At 52.5% G+C, this 20,609-nt stretch carries 14 protein-coding genes, 1 pseudogene and 1 riboswitch; of the genes and pseudogenes, 8 read left to right on the top strand and 7 right to left on the bottom strand.

Annotated elements, in window-relative coordinates; all coding sequences use genetic code 11:
* Positions 1–993, bottom strand: coding sequence for an adenosylcobinamide-phosphate synthase CbiB (gene cbiB, locus AC3B6F_RS10140; protein ID WP_023941951.1), 993 nt, complete (start codon positions 991–993; stop codon positions 1–3).
* 36 nt (positions 994–1,029) lie between these two features.
* On the opposite strand from cbiB, the gene cobD reads away from it, so the two are divergent.
* The 3 genes from cobD to glgP all read left to right on the top strand — a co-directional run bounded on the left by cobD (position 1,030) and on the right by glgP (position 5,658).
* Positions 1,030–2,067, top strand: a complete 1,038-nt coding sequence (cobD, locus tag AC3B6F_RS10135) for a threonine-phosphate decarboxylase CobD (RefSeq protein WP_489824258.1) — start codon at positions 1,030–1,032, stop codon at positions 2,065–2,067.
* Positions 2,064–2,648, top strand: coding sequence for a histidine phosphatase family protein (locus tag AC3B6F_RS10130; RefSeq protein ID WP_489824257.1), 585 nt, complete (start codon positions 2,064–2,066; stop codon positions 2,646–2,648). Before cobD ends, AC3B6F_RS10130 begins: the two co-directional genes overlap by 4 nt.
* Before the next feature lie 502 nt (positions 2,649–3,150).
* Positions 3,151–5,658: an alpha-glucan family phosphorylase gene (gene glgP, locus AC3B6F_RS10125; RefSeq protein WP_489824256.1), complete on the top strand. Its 2,508-nt coding sequence runs from the start codon at positions 3,151–3,153 to the stop codon at positions 5,656–5,658.
* A 435-nt stretch (positions 5,659–6,093) separates the two neighbouring features.
* Here glgP and AC3B6F_RS10120 read toward each other — a convergent pair whose 3' ends face one another.
* Positions 6,094–8,409, bottom strand: coding sequence for a TonB-dependent siderophore receptor (locus tag AC3B6F_RS10120; RefSeq protein WP_489824255.1), 2,316 nt, complete (start codon positions 8,407–8,409; stop codon positions 6,094–6,096).
* A gap of 347 nt (positions 8,410–8,756) precedes the next feature.
* Positions 8,757–8,958: riboswitch (cobalamin riboswitch) on the top strand.
* 94 nt (positions 8,959–9,052) lie between these two features.
* Here AC3B6F_RS10120 and AC3B6F_RS10115 point away from each other — a divergent pair.
* The 4 genes from AC3B6F_RS10115 to AC3B6F_RS10100 are packed head-to-tail and all read left to right on the top strand — an operon-like array spanning position 9,053 to position 13,978.
* A complete protein-coding gene (locus AC3B6F_RS10115) occupies positions 9,053–11,278 on the top strand; it encodes a TonB-dependent receptor (RefSeq protein ID WP_489824254.1) in 2,226 nt (741 codons plus the stop codon).
* A gap of 14 nt (positions 11,279–11,292) precedes the next feature.
* Positions 11,293–12,039: an ABC transporter ATP-binding protein gene (locus tag AC3B6F_RS10110; protein WP_489824253.1), complete on the top strand. Its 747-nt coding sequence runs from the start codon at positions 11,293–11,295 to the stop codon at positions 12,037–12,039.
* Positions 12,036–12,986: an ABC transporter substrate-binding protein gene (locus tag AC3B6F_RS10105; protein ID WP_489824252.1), complete on the top strand. Its 951-nt coding sequence runs from the start codon at positions 12,036–12,038 to the stop codon at positions 12,984–12,986. The genes AC3B6F_RS10110 and AC3B6F_RS10105 overlap by 4 nt, the downstream gene beginning before the upstream one ends.
* The gene (locus AC3B6F_RS10100) at positions 12,983–13,978 is read left to right on the top strand and encodes a FecCD family ABC transporter permease (protein ID WP_489824251.1); all 996 of its coding nucleotides are present in this window, start codon (positions 12,983–12,985) and stop codon (positions 13,976–13,978) included. Before AC3B6F_RS10105 ends, AC3B6F_RS10100 begins: the two co-directional genes overlap by 4 nt.
* Positions 13,979–13,985: 7 nt before the next feature.
* On the opposite strand, the gene AC3B6F_RS10095 is transcribed toward AC3B6F_RS10100, so the two are convergent.
* Both AC3B6F_RS10095 and AC3B6F_RS10090 read right to left on the bottom strand, forming a co-directional pair.
* On the bottom strand, positions 13,986–14,741 hold the full coding sequence (locus AC3B6F_RS10095) for an SDR family oxidoreductase (protein ID WP_426066972.1): 756 nt from the start codon (positions 14,739–14,741) through the stop codon (positions 13,986–13,988).
* A gap of 39 nt (positions 14,742–14,780) precedes the next feature.
* Entirely contained in the window at positions 14,781–16,121 is a 1,341-nt protein-coding gene (locus AC3B6F_RS10090) for a GntT/GntP/DsdX family permease (RefSeq protein WP_489824250.1), read from the bottom strand.
* A 384-nt stretch (positions 16,122–16,505) separates the two neighbouring features.
* On the opposite strand from AC3B6F_RS10090, the pseudogene AC3B6F_RS10085 reads away from it, so the two are divergent.
* A pseudogene (locus AC3B6F_RS10085) lies at positions 16,506–17,517 on the top strand (LLM class flavin-dependent oxidoreductase).
* On the opposite strand, the gene AC3B6F_RS10080 reads toward AC3B6F_RS10085, so the two are convergent.
* From AC3B6F_RS10080 to AC3B6F_RS10070, 3 genes are read right to left on the bottom strand one after another with little or no spacing between them, the layout of a single operon-like run.
* Positions 17,497–18,714 (bottom strand): tetratricopeptide repeat protein, encoded by a 1,218-nt coding sequence (locus AC3B6F_RS10080; RefSeq protein WP_489824249.1) that lies wholly within the window; start codon positions 18,712–18,714, stop codon positions 17,497–17,499. The pseudogene AC3B6F_RS10085 and the gene AC3B6F_RS10080 sit on opposite strands and share 21 nt — an antisense overlap.
* The gene (locus tag AC3B6F_RS10075; protein WP_489824248.1) at positions 18,711–19,574 is read right to left on the bottom strand and encodes an alpha/beta fold hydrolase; all 864 of its coding nucleotides are present in this window, start codon (positions 19,572–19,574) and stop codon (positions 18,711–18,713) included. Before AC3B6F_RS10075 ends, AC3B6F_RS10080 begins: the two co-directional genes overlap by 4 nt.
* Entirely contained in the window at positions 19,567–20,607 is a 1,041-nt protein-coding gene (locus AC3B6F_RS10070; RefSeq protein WP_489824247.1) for a P1 family peptidase, read from the bottom strand. Before AC3B6F_RS10070 ends, AC3B6F_RS10075 begins: the two co-directional genes overlap by 8 nt.
* Positions 20,608–20,609: the final 2 nt, after the last annotated feature.

Here is a 20,609-nt window from a genome sequence, read left to right as displayed (position 1 = left end):
TCAGAGCCAGAACAACGACACCAGGCAGATAAGAACAAGACCCTGAACCCCACATGCCCGACGATAAAGCCGGAGTGCCCTTGCGAGATCGTCCTGTGTCGCTTCCGATCGGCCATTACCCATCCAATGGTCTTCAACCATCACGCCACCATAGACACGGGGTCCTGCAAGTTTGAGGTCCAGTGCACCTGCCATGGCAGCTTCCGGCCAGCCTGCGTTGGGGGAGCGATGATGGCGGGCATCGTATCTGACGGCCCGAAAAGCCCCCGCTGGACTGGCCTGCCGCATCGTCATGGCGCCAAGAATGATCCACACAGCAGAAAGACGGGAGGCGGGGAGGTTGATCAGATCATCCAGCTTCGCAGAAGCCCAGCCGAAGGCAGCATGACGAGGCGTGAGATGGCCAATCATGCTATCCGCAGTATTGATAGATTTGTAGGCCACAACTCCAGGCAAACCACCAAGTGCCGCCCAGAATAGCGGTGCGACGATCCCGTCCGAGAAATTTTCAGCCAGGCTTTCGATGGCTGCCCGGATTACACCGGCTTCGTCCAGTTGCTCGGGATCACGCCCTACAATCATGGAGACAGCTTTCCTGCCTCCTGCCAGGCCTTCGAGCTTCAAGCTATAAAGAACGGCGCGGACGTGTTCCCAGAGGGATCTTTGAGCAATAAGGGTGCTTGCGACGAACCCTTCCAGAATATGGATTTCCAGAGAAGTGGCGATCAGGCTCAAAAGCTTGAGACACAACCAGACAATCAAGACAGGAAGGGACGCCAGCAGGCCAAGAGCAATGACACCTTTGAGTTTTTGACGCCGTGGAGTGTCATTGGAATGGTTGAGCCGATGATCCAGTCGGGCGATAAGAGCGCCAACCCACGTCACGGGATGGCCGATCAGACGAAACAGCCAAGCCGGATAGCCAAAAACGGCCTCGGTTGTGCAGGCGAGACAGGCAACGGAAATCGTGTGGGAGAGAAAGGAGACGCTCATGGACCTGCATATTTCATCCGGATGCCGTGATCTAACATGACCGCCGCCATGCTGAAAAATATGCCAGCCCATGGCGGGCAGGTTCGTCAGGTCATGCGATCTTTTCCCGAAGCGCCGCAGCCCTTCGTGGATCTTTCAACCGGGATCAGCCCTTACGCTTACCCTGTCGATCAGGCGGCGATAGGGGATTGGACACGATTACCAGAAGCGGAAGAAGAAGAAGCGCTCCGGCGGGCTGCTGCTCAAGCTTACGGCGCTGCATCTTCCGATATGATCGTTGCCGGGCCAGGAACACAGATGCTTATCGCACTGTTGCCAGTGGTCCTGCAGGCTAAACGTGTCACGATTTTTGGCCCGACATACTCTGGACATGAGCAATCCTGGCGTAAGGCAGGCGCAGACGTTTCAATTGTGACGGATTGTTCCAGTTTTGAAAACGCTGTTGATCAGCCGAATCAGGTCTGTGTCCTCTGCAATCCTAACAATCCAGACGGCCGCTACCTCTCGATTGCATATCTTCGTAAACTCTCAGAAAGATGTGCCAAATCAGGATCTTATCTGATTGTGGACGAGGCTTTTGCAGATTTTGAAGAAGAAAATACAGTTTCTCTTCTTCCTTCTCCGAGCCTGATCATTTTGAGATCTTTTGGGAAAAGCTACGGATTGCCAGGGATAAGGCTTGGTTTTCTGGTGGCCTCCAAGAAGCTTGCAGATCAAATGCGCACATTTATGGGGGACTGGGCTGTCAGTGCGCCCGCACTGACCATAGGGTATCAGGCGCTCACCAATACGGCATGGATTGCTCGTATCAGGAAGCGCCTTGATGCTGACAGGACACGGCTTAACGCCGCTCTGACCAGCGCTGGACTGTCTGTGTATGGATCAACGCGTTTGTTTACTTTGATTTACACACAACAGGCGTCTGAACTTTGGATGTTCCTGTGCAAAAGAGGGATTGTAACGCGCGTTTTCCCCCAGCGCCCCGTCGAGTTGAGGCTGGGAGTACCCCGCAATGAGGAAGAGTGGCATCGACTGGAAAGAGCCCTGTCTGACTGGGCGTCCGGGTCCAGATGAAGCTTCTCTGTTTCGCATTGCCGATGTTGCCAAGTCTAAAACAGGGCGTTTTCCCTGACGGGAAGGTGCTGCGAGACTGTTCAGAGCTACGAAAGCTCGCTTGGCCGACGGCTGATCAATGGGTTGTCGGGACTTTACAAGAAGGAGCAGAACAACTGGCAGAAACTATCGGACAGCTAGTTACGGTCGCCCCAGAATTGTGTTCTCGTCATTATGGAGCGTGGAGCGGACGCCCTTTGAAGACAATTTCAGCAGAAGATCTGGAGAAATGGCTTCATGATCCGAAGTTTGTGCCGCCGGCCGGAGAAAGCCGTAGCATGGTCTATCATCGCGTGGTGCAGTGGCTTCGGAAGATCCAGACAAAAGATGAGACAGTGGCGGTAATGGCGGACGCCGATATCGTCCGGCTCCTGATTCTGGCCTGTCTTGGATTGGATGTGACTTGGGAAAATCTAATGGATGTCGCACCGACAAGCTGGAACATTCTTTCTTACCGGACGCACTGGCGTCTGCAGACCCTCTCTCTTCCTCCTGAAAAATCAGATTTTGAAACTACTTGCGGGTCAAAAAACGATCATTGATCCAGGCCGCTGCGCCAACAGCGACAAGAATTGGTCCCAGAATAAACAGGGCGGCGACAAGGCTAATAACAATAATAACCCCAAGCGACATGTTGTTTTCTCCCACTCTAAAAAAGAAACTTTCACGCACGGAAGCACGTTTGCCACGGTTCCCGCATATATCTGACAGATTTGTGCTTCATGATCACCTCTGAAAGGGGGGAACACAATGCGTTATTTTCTGTTTTTCTTCTCAGGAATAGCTTTTACGCATTTCTGGCTGCGAAAAATCGCGCTCAAGAATAGTCCTACGTTGTGTAGTTCGTGACTTGATTACTGGAGAGAAACTGGCCGCAAATGGTCAAAAATATGATTTTCTTTCTGGGAATAAAGCATGACATCACGAAGTATGTCTGTGATGTTCTGAAAGCGTCTTTCTTTGGCTTTGGTGCGTTATACTTCTGGTCAACGTGCTTGCGTGAGGCAATGTCCTTCAGGCAAAAGCCATGGGAGTTCCGGTCTAATGACTGCAACATCATCCCGTCCATCACGGACGACAGAAACAGCTTTGAAAATTCTCGCACTGGATCTTCACTGGACCTGGAACCATGAAGCCGATCTTCTGTGGCAAAGTATCAATCCTGACCTCTGGGAAAAAACGCGCAATCCCTGGATTACGCTGACCAGGACACCCAAATCAGACCTTGCAGCAGCTCTGAGTGATCCTGACACCAAGGCGTTGATAAAAGCCAGTATGGCGCGACGGAAGTACGAACTCGAACGGCGTACCTGGTTTACTCAAAAATACCCGGAAAGCAGTCTGTCTGAAGTCGCCTATTTCAGCATGGAATTCATGCTTAGCGAGGCTCTTCCCATTTATTCAGGTGGGTTGGGAAATGTAGCCGCCGATCAACTCAAAGCCGCCAGTGATCTGGGTGTACCAGTTGTCGCGGTAGGGCTCCTGTATGCACAAGGGTATTTCCGGCAGGAAATTACGCCTGAAGGCACGCAGAAAGCCCTTTATCCCTTTAATGACCCCGCTCATCTCCCTATTCAGCCCGTTCTAACGCCTGACGGCGAATGGTTTCGCCTATCTGTCCAGACTGCGACGGGGGAAATCTGGCTCCGTGCCTGGAAGGCCGTCATTGGGCGGGCAACCCTGTATCTTCTGGATACGAATGACCCTTCCAACCCTCCCGCCATTCGCTGCATTACCACGCAGCTTTACGGAGGCGATGCTGAACTTCGACTGCGTCAGGAAATGGTTTTGGGTATTGGAGGCTGGCGGCTTCTCCATGCTCTCGGACATAGACCAGAGATCTGCCATCTGAATGAAGGGCATGCAGCCTTCGCCGCGCTGGAAAGAGCCCGCTGCATTGCAGAAGACCTGAATATTCCGTTTTCACAAGCACAAATTATCGCTCGGGCCGGGACACTTTTTACAACCCATACCGCTGTTCCTGCCGGATTTGATCTTTTCCCGCCTAAACTCATCGAAAGCCATCTGACGTTTTATTCGGAAGAGCGTCTCGGCCTCCCCATTCAGGAGTTTCTGGCCCTCGGGAGACTCAATCCCGAGAATACGGATGAGTTCTTCAACATGGCCTATCTGGCCATGAAAAGCAGTTGTGCCGTGAATGGTGTCAGCCAGTTGCACGGAGAGGTAAGTCGCTCTCTTTTTGCTCCGTTGTTTCCTCGTTGGCCACAAAGGGAAGTTCCGGTTTCCTTCGTTACCAATGGTGTTCATACGCCTACGTGGGATTCTGTTGCAGCGGATGATCTCTGGACCAGAATAGCGGGGAAGGGACGCTGGCAGGGAACGCTCGAAGGACTGGGAGAGGCTGTCCGTCATCTGGACGAAGAAAGTTTATGGCAAATGAGATGCGCCTCAAGGCGTGGTCTTCTTCAGGCGTTATCCGAAGAGCTTCCCTCCCGACAATGTACTGTCGGAGAGGATGGGCTATGGTGCCTGCCAACGCCCTCTCTCAGGCCAGACGCACTTACGATCGGGTTTGCCAGACGATTTGCGACTTACAAGCGGCCGGATCTTATTCTGCATGATGAGGAACGGCTTGTCAGACTTCTGAAAGACGAAAACCGCCCTGTTCAGATCATTCTGGCTGGAAAAGCTCACCCCAAAGACATGGAGGGGCAGGCCATGATTACGCGCTGGGTCAACTTTTGTCAGCGTCAGGATATCGTGGGCAAAGTCGTCTTTCTGGCGGATTACGATATGGCTCTCGCACAGAAGATGGTCCAGGGCGTAGATCTCTGGCTGAATACGCCGCGTCGTCCGTGGGAAGCCAGCGGCACGAGCGGCATGAAGGTTCTGGTGAATGGTGGCCTGAATCTCTCTGAAAGGGACGGATGGTGGGCGGAAGCTTATACTCCGGAAGTCGGATGGGCATTGGGGGATGGGTTGGAGCATGGAGGGGACCCGGCTTTCGATCATATGGATGCGCAGGAGCTGTATCGACTGCTGGAAGAGCACGTTTTGCCAGAGTTTTTCGAGCGGGATGAACAAGGCATTCCTCGGGCCTGGACCGCCAAAATCCGGGAGAGCATGGCTCGTCTGACACCGCATTTTTCTGCAAACCGCACTGTTCGCGAATATACGGAGACGTTCTATCTGCCTCTGTCAGAGCGCTACAGAGAGCGGCATCAGATTAATAACGCCTCTGCCAAGGATGCGTTTGATCGTAGTAAAATGCTTCAGGCAGGATGGAGTAGTCTTCGGATTGGAGAAGTGGTCATTTCTGGTAAAGATAATGGCAAATCTACTCATGCTTTCATCCATCCCGGAACGCTCGATCCAAAACTGCTTGATGTTCAGCTTTATGCCGAGCCAATAGAGGAGAAGGTGCGAATCGTACCTCTCCATCGAACTGAAGATCTTCAGGATGGGTGGATCGCTTACGAGACAGATGTGAATCTGGAGGGAGAAATCTCTGATTATACGCTTCGTATAATACCCGTTATTGACGGTCTGTGCGTTCCTCTGGAGGCGCCTTTCATCCTTTGGCAACGATAAAGGATATCTGCGTGGTCGCCGGGGAGTGGAGTATCATGTCGCGAGATCTGACATGGTACTTTCTCCGTCTATGTGATCTGCTCCAAGCGTACACCCATGGAAAAAGGCTATCTTGGATTAAGAGGCATTATTTTCTTTTGTGTGAAGAAAACTTATCTCTCCCGAGTGTTTTCTTCCATGGAGGGCTGCACACGCCTCGTGTTCCAGCGGCAGCCGGAGAAAGATCATGGAAAAACGTTGGGTTCTTCTAACAATTATTATCGTTCTCGCAGCTCTCATCATGCTGTTGATGTGGTCCAAGCAGACCGATCCCGGTACGGTAGGGACAGGCACACATACAGAGAAAACTGCTCCCCAGGCGCTTAACACCGTGCCTCCGTATCCTTTGAGCCACGGTGTGTTTCAGTCAATTTGTAGAGCAGCCTAAAGCCGGCGTCAGAAGTTTGATCGGAGCGTAAACATGAAGTTTCTCGGCTCTCCGTAGTAGTTATAGTAGTAAAGATTACCGAGGCGCTGGTAGTAACGTTTGTTGGCGATGTTGTTCAATGTTGCAGACAGGGACAGATATTTGTTCCACTGATAGCTGGCTTGAACAGATCCAATGATATAGCCGCCCTGAGTGACGGTGCGGTTGGTACCAAAAGTGCTGGTCTGGGCATTCAGACCACCTCCGATACTCCAAATGTTTTTCTGTGCCCCATGATAAGGTTCAAAGCGATAATGCGTCCACAGCTTCCACAAGTGCTTGGGTGAGTTCCCGGCATAGGTCAGGCCGGCCTGGGTCGCATTGCCATTATTGACGATCTTGTTGTCGTTATATGTGTAGCTGGCGTTGATGTCCCATCCTTCCAGCGGGCGACCAATCAGTTCGGCTTCAGCACCTTGACTGCGGGTCTTTCCGGTAGCGACATAACAGTCATCCACCCCACCCGGCCCACAGATGGCACCAATCGTACTGTTGTAGATTGCTTCGTTCTTCTGGATGATCTTGTAGCCTGACAGGGTCATGCCCAGATGGCCTTTAAAGAACTCACCCTTGATACCACCCTCAAGCTGATTGCCTCGAACAGGGGCAAGGCGCCCCGTTGTGTCGAAAGCTGATTGCGGGGAGAAGGTAGAAACATAGCTGACATAAGCCGTGACGTTTGGACGCAGATGGAGAACGCCGCCGATATAAGGGGTCAGAATACCTTGTTGATCAATGTCGGTGCTGGTTGTGCCAACGGTTGGGGAAATACGACGCGTCTTGCTGACGTAACCACTAACGCGACCGCCAATCAGAATAGCAAAAGGTGAAATCGGTTTGATTTGTGCCTGGCCGTACACGCCCCACTGGGTCGAGGGCTCCCAATAGCGATTGCTGATCGTAGGAAGCGCAAGGGATGGAATAGAGCCTGAGGCCGTCAGCGGAATTCCTCCCAGCGCAGCATAGCTGCGGGAATTTACGCTGGCTCCGCCACCTTCATAGACGTAGCGGTCATAATTGGCGCCCATCATCAGGGTATGTCGCTGCCCGAAAAGATGCACTGGCCCCGTGACATAGGCATCCAGGCCATCATTGGTTTCGTCATACCGAGTATTGGCGACGACAAAATTTCCGGTTCGGGCCGTAGCGTTATAGGCATTGAGGTATGCATATTGCAGCGTTGTATCAGCCGTTCGGTGCCGATAGTTAATGCGCCCGCGCCATCCATGTGAAAACAGATGCTCGAGTTGAGCTTCTACTTCCGTCATGGGTACTTCGGATTTCCCCCAGTTAGCGCCAACAAAGGTACTGGTTGGCAGATTCAAATCCGCACCGTTGCTGGCACGGGGAAGCCCCATATAGCGCGTTGTATCGTTGGTCTGGGACGTGACTGAAACAGTCAGTGTGTCACGGCGGGTCAGATGGACATCTGTTACGCCATAAATCGTCCACCGACGGTCGTAGGCGTTGTTGTAGAACTGATTGCGATCAGTCCCTGCAAATACGAGACGTGCAGAGATGATCTTTGAATGTGCGATGGGTCCACCCACGTCCAGTGTGGCGTGATAGTTATTCCATGACCCGGCAGAGAACGAGGCATTTCCCTGGAAATCGTTGGTTGGGCGCTTGTGCACGAAATTGACGCTACCACCAGGTGTGCTGGAGCCCTGTAGCATGCCATCTGGTCCGCGCAGAACCTCGATACGGTCATAGATTGCCAGATCATACTGCTGGCTGAGGGTCAGTCCCCCCATGGATGGAACGCCGTCATACCGCGCCTGCAGAGTAAATCCACGCGCTGTGTATCCGCCAGTTCCATCTCCATACATGTTGACGTTGACACCAGCGACCTGTTTGAGGGCAGCATCAACCGTATTGAGATTCTGGTCTTTCATCTGCTGGCTACTAAGCACCGAGATGGATTGAGGAACGTCCATGGGCTTAAGCAGCATCTTGGTCGTAGAAACAGCCGAGACAGTATAGGTGCCGGTCCCATCCGTAGATGCATCCTTGCGGTGACCTTCCACAAGAAGCTGTTCGATGCTTCCGGGCGGCTCGTTGTCGTCCTGAGCGTTTGAATGTGCTTGTGTTTTGCTGCCCTGGTGAACGGAAGGGGTTTTGGTCGAAGCCGTGGGAAGGAGTTTTTTATGTCCGTCTTCAGGTTTCCCAGTATCGTCAGACGTAGCGGCAAATGCGCCAGTCCATGACCCGGACAGCAAAAAAGCTGTGAACAACGCAGGATAAAGCTTCTTCCGGGGTAAGGAACCCGACAGGACAGGTTTCATGGAATGGTCTGACTACCTCCAGCAAGAGTGAGTGTTCGCGGGAATGTTACATATATTTCTGCGAACTATTTTTGGAAATGATACTCATTCTCAAAAAGAGCAATATGAAAGTTAAATGTTTTTTCAATATAGAGGTGTTGCGAAGCGATTTTCCAAGAGTTTTCAGGGGGATCATAAACCTTGGAAAATGTTTGATATATATACCCCATAGGGGAATCGTTCAGAACAGGTCTGCTGCGCTGGTTTGTCTCACTTCATCAATATTGCAATACCAAAACTAAATTTAATTCAAAAAGCATATTGTTATGTTATAACATATATGTTTGACTGTTTTGGAGTTTCGGTTATGTCCCTTGCTCACGGATGGTTCCCCGAGAGGGGATGAAAAGGGAACGCAGTGAAATGCTGTGGCTGCCCCCGCAACTGTAAGTGGTGAGACAGATCACACAGAGGCTTTTACGCCCGACCACTGAAGCATCTGCTTTGGGAAGGTTTGTGACCTGTCATTGATCCGCGAGCCAGGAGACCTGCCATCGAAAATGGTTACAGACGAAGCGGAAGGGCGGGGTGCACCGGACGCAGTGAGAGTCTTCTTCTCTCACTCATCGTAGTGACGCATTGTTGAGTGAAGTTTGCGTTATCCATGAGGAAAAAGAGTTTTGTTGGTGCCCTGCCTGTCGCGGCACTCACTGTGTTCCAACCAGCATTTGCCCAGACGGAAGACGTTCGGAATACCGAAACAAAAGTAAAAGAAGAGCACATTACCGCACATGGCCGGATGCAGTCTCTCAAAGACACAGCGGCAATTGGCGGACGGCTTGAGCTAACGGTTCGGCATAACCCTGCAACCATCAACGTCGTCCAGCGAAGTGTTATGGAGCAGCGGGGCTATGCTCACGCTGAAGAGGCCGCCGATAGTGCTCCGGGCGTGTCATCTGGCGGCTCCCCCGGAAGTCCGGCCCAGATGATGATGCGTGGCTTCAGTGGAAATCAGGTTCTGATCCTGCGGGACGGGATCTATTATGGCCCAACCACCATGGTGAACCGTCCACTTAACAGCTTTAACCTAGAGAGCGTTCAGGTTCTTAAAGGTCCATCATCCGTTCTGTACGGGCAGGGTGCTGTGGGCGGGACCGTGGACATGCGAACACGCGACCCTGCATTCGATGGTCCTCATGCGAATGCGCTTGTGTCCTATGGCAGCTTTAATACCTGGAATGCAGGTGTTGGAGGCTCTGTTCCCATCACTGATACCTTGGCAATCCGCAGTGATTTCAGCCGCACGTCCTCAGACGGGTATGTCGCAGGGGCCGACCCGCACAGTAACGATTTTACGACAACATTGCTCTGGCATCCGTCTAAAAAGTTCACAGCTCGTCTGAGCGTGGACTATCTCACGGATCGACTTTCAACCTATTACGGAACGCCTCTTGTTCCACTCTCTCAGGTGCATGATGGGGTCGGCGGTTTGCTGTCTTCCTCCAAAGGGCTTGGGGTCAGCCGGTCTTCGCTATGGCGATATTACAATACAAAGGACGCCAAAGCAGGTTCGGTCAACGTAACACCCACACTGCATTTAACGTGGCAACCCACTGTAAATACAGCTTTTCATAACAAAACTTATGTCGTGTATGCCAATCGTACATGGAACAATGCTGAGTCCTATAGCTATATCAGCACCCCGGGCCAGACAGATGCGAGCGGAAACGCAATCGCTCCAGGACGCGTAGGTCGTGATCGGTTCTATGTTTACATGAACCAGCATCAGGTTGGAGACACCGTGGATGGACAGTTTGATTTCCATCTCTTTGGAATGAAAAACCGTCTCGTGGTCGGCGGGGATGCCTATTATGTACGGCTGATCCGAAACCGTGGGTTTCCTGATGCTAATTATGCAGACAGCGTTTCTTTGGCCAGTCCGGAACGGACGCAAACGGGTAGCTTTGCCGGCGAGTATCCTTACACAAAGTCACCCACAACGATGGTTGATGCCGGTATCTTCATGGAAGATGTGCTGACAATCCGCGATAACTTTCGGGTTGTAGGAGGTTTCCGTTATGACTGGCTGAAACTGGATCGTCAGAATTACAGGCAGAATGGGACTTTTAACGCGGGAACAAGCTTCAAAGGCACCTACCACCCTGCCAATTTCCGTATTGGTCCTGTTTATGATCTGACGGACAACATCAGTCTTTATGGTGTTTATACGACCGCCGAGGACCCACCAGGCTCTAATATTTTCCTCGTCAACAAAGGTCAGTTCAGTCAGTTGAGCCGCTCTCGACAGGGCGAAATAGGAGCCAAGGGATCGTTCTGGAAAGGGCATCTGACCTCGACGTTATCCCTCTACGATATCCGGCGAACCCGCGTTCTGGTCGCAACAGGGGTCGATACCGTTGCGACGGCCGGGGTGCAGAAATCTCGTGGTGTGGAATGGCAGGGGGATCTGACACTTGGCAAACACTGGAGCCTCTCCGGAAACGTCGCATACACGTGGTCGCGATATGGCTCTTTCCATCCGTCAGCATCCGTGAATGCGTCAGGCAATCAAGTCCCGAATGTTCCTGCGGTGACGGCCAATCTCTGGGGTGTCTGGTCCCACATCGCGGATCTGCCAGTCGATCTTGGGGCAGGAATGAGATACGTCTCTGCACGTCAAGGAGATTATGCTAACACACTGAGTTTGAAAGATTATGCTCTGGTTAATCTTTTTGCTGCATGGCACGCTTATCGTGGTGTCACGGTGTATGGCCGGATTGACAATGTGGGTAACAAGCACTTCATCCAATGGGCTGACACAAGCTATCCAAGCGAAGTGATGCTCGGAGCCCCACGATCCTTTTCCATCAGCCTTCAGGCCGGCTTCTGACAGTGTCAGACATCATGCTGCAGGCTACAGGATTAGGATACGAGGAGGCTTTGGCTCTGGCGGATTTCTCCGTCAGGGCTGGTGAACATATTGCGATTATCGGGCCGAACGGTGCCGGCAAGAGCACTTTGCTAAAACTCCTGGCAGGCTTGTTGAAACCCTCCAGTGGCTGCGTCATACTTGCTGGCCAACCACTCCACAATCTGACACGGCGAGAAATCGCTCGGCAGATTGCATGGTTGTCCCAAAGCGATGATGTTGCATCAGAGTTTCTTGTCTCTGATTACGTTGCTCTTGGCCGATTACCCTTTCAAGGAATTGAAGCATCGACTGAAGGGAAGGCCGCAATACAGACTGCCATTCATCATTGTCGTATCAGTTCATTAATGCCGCGCACCATGGGAAGCCTGTCAGGCGGAGAGCGCCAGCGTGTTATGCTGGCGCGCTGTCTGGCGCAAACCCCTCGTATCCTACTGCTGGATGAACCGACCAATCATTTGGATTTATCCGCACGTTCAGAACTTCTGACCCTGCTTCGAACGCTTCCCATGACTATTCTTGCTGTTTTGCATGATCTTTCTCTTGTTCCTGATTTTGCAGATAGAACGCTCCTGTTGAGAGAGGGACGTCTGATTATGGATGACGCGTCCCGGAAGGTTCTGTTTTCGCCGATGTTCGAGCTGGCATTTAACCAGAAAGCGCATCAGGTTACGCTCGACGATGGACATGTGTCGCTTTTGTTCAGACCGATACAGCCGTGAAAAACTGTCTGAAAGCATTTGGTCTGGGCACGCTTCTGAGTATTCAGAGCGCATTTTCTTATCCGGTCACGATCCAAAGTTGCGGTAAGCCAGTAACCATAACGCATAGGCCAACCCATGCCGTCGTTCATGATGTCAACATGGCAGAAATGGCTTTTGCGCTCCACTTACAGCCATTCATGACGGGAGTGACCGGAATTTCTGGCTGGAACAAGCGAACACCCGTATTCGAGAAAGAACTCGGCGATCTTCCGGAAATCGCTACACATTATCCAACACTTGAGCAGCTTCTGAACGCTGGAACGGATTTCTTCTTTGCGGGCTGGAACTACGGAATGCACGTGGGAGGGGACGTCACACCGGAGACGTTGGCCGCACAGGGTATTCCGACACTTGTTCTCTCCGAGAGCTGCATGAGAGCGGGGCAGGTCTATGCGCTTCCGACGCTGGACTTGCTGTATGGTGATGAAGAACGTTTGGGACAGGTTTTTGATCGCACAACAGAAGCTCAAAGCCTTGTAAGTGGCTGGAAAATACGAGTTCAAGCTGTTCAGAAGCAGCTGGCAGGACGTCCTCCTGTGCGCGTGTTTCTTTATGATAGCGGCCGGGATCGTCCTTTTACGGCCGGAAAATATGCCCTCGCGACAGAATTGATGCATCTGGGAGGTGGGCAAAATATTTTCAGAGATCTACCGACAAACTGGGGGCCTGCCTCATGGGAAAGCGTTGCTGTCAGAGATCCAGAAGCTATTTTGATCGTCGATTATGGCGGCGGTATTGAACAAAGCCTGGCCTTTTTGAAAAGTCATCCTCTTTTGATTGAGACTGCGGCGTTAAAAGCTAATCGTATTATGGCTGTACGTTATGATGAAATGACGCCTTCTCCAGCCAATATTGATGCCATTGAAAAAATATCCGTATTTCTGCATCCCGAGACTAAGCCATGACCCGGAAAAATAGTCTTTGTGTTGCCATACCTGTTATTGTCGGACTTTGTTTTCTGGAAATTGCGCTTGGTAGCGCGTCGCTATCCTGGCAGACGTTAAAAGTAGCTTTCTGGGCAGGGCCTTACAGTCATGACATTGCTGCACGCATTATATGGTCATTACGAATACCCAGATTTTTTCTCGCTTTTCTAACAGGGGCTACGCTTGGCGGGGCAGGTGCCCTTCTTCAGGCCGCAACACGAAATCCTCTGGCCGATCCTTTTCTGTTTGGTCTGTCCTCTGGGGCAGCAACAGGGGCCGTTGCGGTCATCGTTTTATGTGGTGACATGCTCGGCATTTGGACGGCAGCAATTGGAGCTGCAACAGGAGCGTTGTTTGCTACGGCTACTCTGCTTCTGCTGATTGCTGCCAGAAGAAAGAAAAATCGTGTGATTTCGACCGAGCGTGTCTTACTCTCGGGGCTTGCGGTCTCATTTGTTTTTTCAACACTGACCAACCTTCTGATTTTCTGGGGCGACCGAAATACGGCACAATCCGTGCTCTTCTGGACGATGGGAAGTTTTTCAGGTGGGTCGTGGGCAGCACTTCCCATCGTCGGTATTGGTTTTCTGACAGTTTTATTGGGCGCTCTGATCTATCGCAGAGATCTTGATGCCCTGATGGCTGGTGAAGAAACGGCTGCTTCACTTGGCATCCATGTTCAGAAACTTAGGCTTTGTGTTCTAGTAGTTTGCGCTTTTGGCTGTGCCATGACAGTCGCTTTGTGTGGTCCTATCGGTTTTGTCGGGCTGATTATTCCACATCTTGTTCGTCCACGCTGGGGCAGCGCTCTGAAAAGAAGTTTCATGCCAATTATGGTTGCCGGAGGGATGCTGACGGTCCTGGCAGATATCCTGAGCCGGTGTCTGTTACCGTCTCAGGAACTGCCAGTCGGAATTGTAATTTCAGCAATCGGCGCAGCATTTCTACTGGCTCTGCTCCTGCGCCGATAAGCTTCTCTTAAAGCGAGACGGTGATCCCGCCGTCCACATACAGAACGTGACCATTTACAAACGAGGACGCCGAGGATGCCAGGAAGATGCAGGCTCCGGTCAGTTCATCCAATTGGCCCCATCGTCCGGCAGGAGTGCGCTTCTCCAACCATTGTGAGAACTCTGCGTCATTGACGAGAGCGGCATTCAAAGGGGTATCAAAATACCCAGGCGCAATTGCATTGCATTGCAGGCCATGTCTGGCCCATTCCGTGGCCATCCCTTTTGTCAGGTTCCCAACGGCCCCTTTGGTTGCAGTGTACGGCGAAATATTCGGGCGGGCGAGGGCTGTCTGCACACTCGCAATATTGATAATCTTTCCGCTCTTTCGGCCTAGCATATGTTTCGCGACAGCCTGACCAACATTGAAAATGGATGTCAGGTTTGTCTGGAGAACCTTCTGAAACATCTCCGGCGGAAAATCCTCTAGAGGCGCCCGATGCTGCATTCCGGCATTGTTGACGAGAATATCGATCGGGCCAGTTTCAGCCTCAAAGCGATCAATCGCAGCTTTGACAGAAGCATGATCCGTAACGTCGAAAGGGAGTGTTTTCACACCGCCCAGTTTCTCGGCCGCTGCAAGCAGTTTTTCAGAATCACGACCATTGAGAACAATCTCGGCTCCCGCAGCCTGAAGCCCCTGGGCCAGACTGAAACCAATTCCCTGAGATGAGCCGGTTACGAGAGCACGACGGCCCGTCAGATCGAAAAGAGTGGTACTCATGGTGGAGTTTTTCCCTGTGTATATCTGTAATCAATGCTGTCAGATGACCATGGACGCCCCGAGGCAGAACAGGAGCCCCAGAACCGCAATAATCGTTTCCAGAACTGACCATGTCTTGATAGTCTGGGGGACGGTCAGACCAAGATATTCCTTCATCTGCCAGAACCCGGCATCGTTCATAGGGCCGAAAGCGACAGATCCTGCACCCGTCGCAATCACCATCAGTTCAGGTGATACACCCTGTGAATGAGCCAAAATGGGGCCTGCGATACCGGAAGCCGTGCTCATGGCGACAGTGGATGAACCACAGGCAACACGGACAATTGCTGCCAAAAGCCAAGCCAGAACCAGAAGGGGTACATGTGCGCTAACAGCAGCATCCGTGATGGCTTTTGAAACGCCACTGTCGATCAGTTCGCGCCCGAAGCCACCACCCGCACCAACCAGGAGCATGATGAGCGCCGTTGGCCCGAGGCATTCATTGGTGAATCTCAGGATTGTCTCACGGGAAAAACCACGCGCCAAACCCAGAACATAAAAGGACATGACTGTTGCCAGCAGCAGGGCAATATCGGTGTTTCCAATGAAATGCAGGAACGTATTGGGCGCGCTCCTGGGCGTCGTAAACAGATCAGCCGCAGACCCGATCAGCATGAGGATGACAGGACACGTAATGGTCAGGACTGTAATGGTGAAGCCCGGAAGATTTGAAGGAATTTCGCGGCTGACGAACTGCTCTGCCAGCGGATTTGTCTCGGTGATGGGAACACGCGAGCTGATAAATCGCGCAAAAAGCGGGCCGGCTATGGCTGCAATAGGCGTTCCGAGGATGACCCCCCAGAAAATCGTCGTTCCTGTATTCGCATGATAGGCGGAAAGCGCCAGAAGTGTCGCTGGATGGGGCGGGATCATGGCATGAGTGACGGAGAGCGCCGCTCCCATAGGGAGAGCCACCCGAAGAATGGACGTGTTGGTTCGCGCTGCCAGTACGAAGGCCAGCGGAAACAGTAGAACAACGCCAACTTCAAAGAAGACCGGCAAACCAACCAGTAGCCCGATCACCATCATGGCCCAGTCAATTCTCTGCCGTCCGGCTCGTTCTGAAATGGTCAGGGCAATCCGGTCCGCACCTCCGGATTCAGCAAGCATTTTGCCGAGCATGGTTCCCAGAGCAATGATGGTTCCCACATGCCCAAGGACATGTCCTGCACCGGCTTCAAAAGACGCCACCACCTGATTGGGAGGCATACCGGCGCAGAGGGCAAGGAGAAGTGAAACGCTAAAGAGAACAATGAACGGGTTCAGGCGAAAACGCGCAATCAGGACGACCACGGCAATGATCGCAGATGTTGCAAGAAGAATGGCAAAGGTTGTTGTCATATGGAACGCAGCCCCGTCAGAACGAGAAAGAGGGTCAGGAACGAAAGTGAAAGAACGACGGAATCAGATCCTCCGCGAAGATTGCCAGCATCATTTTCCATATCCTTTGATGAACCGAATTCCGCTATAAAGTCTGCGTCATGAGGATCAGGAAAACGGGATCGACATCTCAGCATGGCTGAAGATCAGACATCAGAAAATATGGAAGAGCACTGTTTCTTCAAATATTTCTGGTATTTTGATCGCTCCTTAACGCCTTGCGGAAAACTCAAGTCGTGACAGGATGTTTAACGCAACACATGTGATGGACGAGCATCAGGATGCAGTGACGGGTGCGTGCGCTTTTGATCTGTCTGGTCTCACAGACTGTCGAGGATAAAGACCATGATTCCATTTTCTGTTCTTGATCTTTCGATCATCACACGGGGTTCCGGTCCGCGGGAAGCGTTCCGACATTCGATTGAGTTTGCCAAACGGGCGGAAAGCCTTGGCTTCCATCGGTATTGGCTTGCTGAACATCATGCAATGCCTGGCATTGCATCTGCCGCAACGGCAGTGCTAATCGGGCAGGTAGCAGGTGCGACAACCCGTATCCGGGTGGGATCAGGTGGTATCATGCTGCCCAATCACTCTCCGCTGGTGATTGCCGAACAGTTCGGAACACTGGAAACCCTTTTCCCCGGACGAATTGATCTTGGGCTGGGGCGCGCTCCCGGGGCAGACCAGAGGACGGCGCGGGCTCTTCGACGTGATCCAGCTGCGCCTGATAGGTTCCCTGAGGACGTTGTGGAGCTGCTTCATTACTTTGAGCCATCCTCTGAGGAGGACACGCACCTCATCAGGGCTGTGCCGGGGGCGGGTCTTCATGTCCCGGTCTGGATTTTGGGCTCATCGCTGTTTTCCGCTGTTTTGGCTGCTCACCTGGGGCTTCCGTATGCGTTTGCTTCCCATTTCGCCCCCGCACAGATGGAAGAAGCCATTACCCTCTATCGCGCCAGGTTTGAACCTTCTGAACGATGCGCCAAACCGCATGTTATGCTGACAGTGAACATTATCGCTGCTGATGAAGAAGCAGAAGGCAAACGTCTGGCGACATCACTTTATCAATATTTCGTGGCGTTAAGACGTGGCCGCCCGATCGCCTTTCCGCCGCCTGTGAACAGCGGTCCTTCTCCCTGGTCAGCAGAAGAGCAGCATATGCTAGGGCAAACGCTGGCCTGTACGTTTTCGGGTTCAAGAGAAAGCGTTTCTACGCAGGTTCAAGCTTTTGCAGATCGCCACAAACCTGACGAAACTCATGATTGCTGTCCCGATTCATGATCATGACAGCCGGTGTCGATCTCTCGAACTTGCAGCTAAAATCCGAGTCGAAATTTCAGGGCGACAGGGTGACTAGCTGACGGACGATATCTTTGTGGATCTGCATGAACAGATCACGTTGCGCATGGCTGCCACCAATATCCTGAAGGTGAGGGACGGCAGCTTCAAAGTATCGCTGGGCTGTGACTGGATCATGGTCCAGATAGGCTTTCAGGCCACGAGCCAGGGGAATGCCGACTAAAGTCCAGGCTTGCTGATCTGGAAGGTTTTTGTCTGAAAGGTTCTCTATACGCTGGAGTAGATGCCCCCCCTCGGGGCGGCGTGCTTTCAGAAGGCCATAGAGATATTGCAAACTCAGGAACGGTTGACTGACATCCTCCTGCCTGGGGGTAAGCCATTCCGCAAGATCATCCCAGCGCTGCCCCACATCCGCACCTGCCAGTTCAAGACGGACGAGCAGGGACACAGCACCTATCTGATCCTGCGAAAAACTCCGCTCCCGTCCCCAGCAATGCTGATCGTAAATATCAAGCGCGTCCGCTACCCGGCCCTGAGCCAGATAGAATAGAGCGAGATGCCACCAGAGATGCGTGTACATGAAAGAGGTCAGGTGCCCCCAGCCAACCGACCTGTCTTCCAGAAAGGCAATACCTTCTTCAATCCGTCCCTGCGTCAAAAAAACATGCGCAAGAGCATGTTGCGCCCATGGCTCGGAAGGGTCCATCTCAAGAGCGCGTCGTGCGGAGCGTTCAGCCGCAGTCAGGTCGTGGCATTGTTCAAAACCAAACGCCAGCATTCCATGCAGTGCGGCAATATCTCCTGCAGCATCTTCGCTCTTCAGGGCGATAGCCAGCATATCCGTGAACCGTCCACGAATAAAATCATGATACTGCCTGAGTTTCAGTGTGACCAGATCCCGCGGCCATTCGGTCAGGATCGTATCCGTCAGAGCAATAATTCGATCCGGATCTTCTGCTATCGAAGCTTCCAGAACCGAAAAGAGCAGTTTTTCACGTGGAAGGGCTCGATCAAAAGAGGCGCTTGCCCGGTCCCGATAGCGCAATGCTTCAGCAGGGATATCTCCTGTTTCGGACAACATCCAGAGAAGTCCTGCATAAGTATTCGCCAGACAGTCATCGGACTGATCCGCGACACCAAGAATTTCCACCAGTTTGAGGTCGTAGCCCAGATAACCGAGAATAAAAGCGTTGATACCTTGTAACGCTCTGCTGTCGTCTGTGGACACTGCGTTGCCGAGAACGTCCTGGCTCATGAGCGCGTCTCCTGCTCAGAGGAAAGGTGTTTGAGAGCATTCTCAATGCAACGATTTACGGTTGCAGGCTGCTCCAGCATGATCTGATGCCCACACTCCGGGAGAATGTTCAGAGAACTTCCGGTCATAAGCGATTGAAGTTTCTTTATTTCTTCGAGAGGTACGATGCCATCCTGCTGGCCAGCCAGAATGTGCACTGGCTTTCCGAATTGTCTCAAAACATCATGATCAATGGATTGTGCTCCCGCACGGACAGCATTGATCATGAAAAGACTATTGCGTTTTGTGGCCTTGCGTTCGGCCTTCAGAAGGTTTGGATCAACCGTTGAAGCCCAGGCCAGAGCTTCAAAACGTTTTTGCAAAAATGGCCGTGCCAAGGATGACAACCAGAAGGGCAGCAGGTCCATCCAGTTCCCAAACATGGGCCCCTTCAGAGACGGAGCAAGAGAGGCCGGTCCAAGAAGAATAAGCTCATCAATCGGAACCGCCTGTTCTGCCTGCAACAGACCCGCAACCCATTCCAACGTCACACGACATCCAAAAGAATGTGCAACAAGAATGCGCTTTGAAGAGGGATAAGCCTTCAGAATTGCAGCGAGATCCTGCACCGCATAGGAGCTTACGAACGCCTGTTCATGGTGAGAACGCGCACTGTCGCCATGGCCGTAAGCATCCCATGCAATAAGATTGACGTTCTCCTGAGAAAAATGTTCCCACTGCAAACGCCACTGCTGTCGGTTACCGCCTAATCCATGAACAAAGATCAGTGTCGTATCGCTACCTTTTTGAAGCGTGGAAAGAGCCAGTCGTCGCCCGGGAACGCGGAAGAAATTGGCCGGGGCAGGCAGAATATCAGCCATGGTCCACATTTCCCTGTTTCACATCACCAAAGCGTTCCTTCCATGTTGGAAGGAAGGGCTCTCCTGGCAATGGTGAGGCTTCATACACGCCACGGGCGATGGCACGAGCTGTAACCTGCGTCGCGGCGTGCAGGATTTCCGTCCAGATTTCTACAGATGCAGGGGCTGGTGCGTGACCTGTAGAAATACCAAAGACTGCGTCTCCATCCTGCGGCAGATGGGCGGGAAAGACCCCGCGGGCGATACCATCCTGCGCCAGGATGGCAAGGCGTTTGGCTTCGGCCTTTGTCAAAATCGCGTCAGTCGCGATAACACCGATCGTAGTACCGGCCACATAGTTTGGCTTCATGCGCAAAGCCAGGTCGTTTTCCGCGAGGCGTGATGGAAATCCTAAGCCGCCGAATTCATTATCCCGTTCAAACGGAGCGCTCCAGAAATGAGGGCCATTGCCAACTGTCGCAGTCCCAACGGCATTGACCACCATCAGTGCGGCAACGGTATGCCCTGATGGCGTGATGGTGCTTGCAGAACCCAGCCCTCCTCTGAGCAGGGTAGTCGTCGCTCCGGTTCCGGCTCCTGTGGTCCCAAGAGCGAACTGCCCTTTACGGGCTGCCTGTGCAGCCTGGTAGCCGAGTTCGGCATACGGGGAATACCGGCCCCATTCTTTGTTGCCTCCATTCACAAGGTCGAAAAGGCTTGCCTGAACGACAATAGGGACACGAACCTGATTGTCGGGGGTTGGCAGATCTGCAGCCTGTTCCCGTAGCCATGCCTGCACACCTGCGGTCGCATCCAACCCATAGGTGGAGCCACCTGACAGAACGATGGCATCAATCCCGCCCACAAGCATTTCAGGTTCCAGCAGCGCATTTTCCCGTAATGCCGGGGCACCTCCAAGAAAGCTGCCAGACGCTATTGCAGGTCGATCGAAAAGGAGGGCTGTGACACCCGTCCGCTGATCGAGGTTCTGAACATTGCCGACGCGGATACCGGGCACGTCTGTCACGAGATTATTGAGCGATTGGGAAATCATGG

The organism is Gluconobacter sp. ESL1110, from assembly GCF_058107395.1.
This window is presented reverse-complemented; position numbering and strand designations above follow the sequence as displayed.